Source organism: Treponema sp. R8-4-B8 (genome assembly GCF_054786175.1).
The window spans coordinates 1-467 of record NZ_BDHE01000353.1; the positions used below are offsets into that span (position 1 = coordinate 1).

Annotated in this window: 1 protein-coding gene; it reads left to right on the forward strand. The window is 33.2% G+C overall.

The features are described from left to right. Window positions 1-99: 99 nt before the first annotated feature. Window positions 100-467 (forward strand): hypothetical protein (locus ACYVRA_RS08735; RefSeq protein WP_461252327.1); only part of this gene is annotated, 368 nt, incomplete at its 3' end.

The following is a 467-nucleotide window of genomic DNA, read 5'->3' on the forward strand; positions in this document are numbered from 1 at the left end:
TTTCAAAAGTCCACTAGCCCAGTCCTGTCTCTTATACACATCTTCATTAAACAAAACGGGATAAAACATATTATAGGAATAGACCGCGGTGAACGTCATTTGTTGTATGTTAGCATTATCGATTTAAACGGTAAAATAGTAAAGCAGTTTTCGCTTAATGAAATTGTTAATGATTATAATGGCGAAGAATACAAAAAAAATTATCATGATTTGCTTGCTAGTAAAGAAGACGAAAGAACAAAACAACGCCAAGAATGGAGAACGATTGAAAATATTAAAGAACTCAAAGCAGGCTATCTATCGCAAGTCGTGCATAAGATATCAAAATTGGTTGATGAGTACTGCGCTATTGTAGTGCTTGAAGATTTGAATTTCGGTTTTATTCGTGGACGCCAAAAGGTTGAAAAATCTGTTTATCAGCAGTTTGAAAAAGCGTTGATAGATAAAATGAATTATCTTGTTTTCAA